The organism is Paracoccus sp. DMF, assembly GCF_004407025.1.
GTDB lineage: Bacteria > Pseudomonadota > Alphaproteobacteria > Rhodobacterales > Rhodobacteraceae > Paracoccus > Paracoccus aminovorans_B.
The window spans coordinates 1-963 of record NZ_SOKV02000158.1; the positions used below are offsets into that span (position 1 = coordinate 1).

Sequence of the window (963 nt, forward strand, 5' to 3'; positions counted from 1 at the left end):
CAATTCCTTGGTCTTGCTGCGCTTGTTGAACTCATGCTCGCCCATATAGGTGCGGCGGGTGAGGATGCGGTGAACCTGCCCGATGCCCCAGCGCCCGCCGTCGCGGGTGAAGATGCGGCGGCTGTTGAGGTAGGAGACGATGTTCTTGACGCCCATCTGGCCGGTGGTGCCGTCGCCTTCCAGCGCAAGGCGATAGATCAGCCGCACCGTGTCGGCGTGCAGCGGGTCGATTTCCAGCTTCTTCTTGGTCTTGGCTCCGCGCTGCTCGGCTGCGACGGTGCGATAGCCGATAGGAGGAAGCGAGCCGTTCCAGAAGCCTTGCCGGGCATTCTCCTTCAAGGCCCGCATGACGTGCTTGGCGTTTTCCTTGGACTGGTATTCATCGAACAGCGCCATGATCTGCCGCATCATGACGTGCATGGGATCATCCCCCATTTCCTGTGTGATCGAAACCAACTTGACGCCGTTCTTCGCCAGCTTGCGAACATAGAACTCAAGCTCGAAGTGATCGCGGAAGAAGCGGCTGAACGAATGGACGACGACCACATCGAACGGCGCGGGCTTCGATGTGCCCGCCTCGATCATGCGCCGGAACTCAGGGCGGCGGTCGTTGGTCGCCGATGCACCGGGTTCGATGAAGGTTTCGACCAGTTGCAGCCCGCGCGCCTCGCAATAGGCTTCGCCCTGCCGCTTCTGATCGGGAATGGAAACATCATGCTCGGCCTGCCGCGCCGTCGAAACACGCAGGTAAAGGGCGGCGCGCTGCATCACCCGATGCTGAGATTCGCCATTGCTCGAAGTTGTCATGGGGCTTCTCCCGACAAAAGGCGCTGTGCGGTCGCAACAGGCAGATACAGGGTATTCGGCCGGTCAGTCAGCGGCGTGAAGCCGAAGGCCGCGTAGAAGGCTGCGGCCTTCCCGTCGATGGCATCGGCGAATATGGCGTGAGCGCCTATCGGCGCT

1 protein-coding gene is annotated in these 963 nt (G+C 61.5%); it reads right to left on the bottom strand.

Annotated features, from left to right (window positions below; genetic code table 11):
- A partial coding sequence (locus tag E3D03_RS20935; protein ID WP_263568545.1) for a recombinase family protein occupies positions 1–768 on the bottom strand: 768 nt, incomplete at its 3' end.
- Positions 769–963 lie beyond the last annotated feature (195 nt).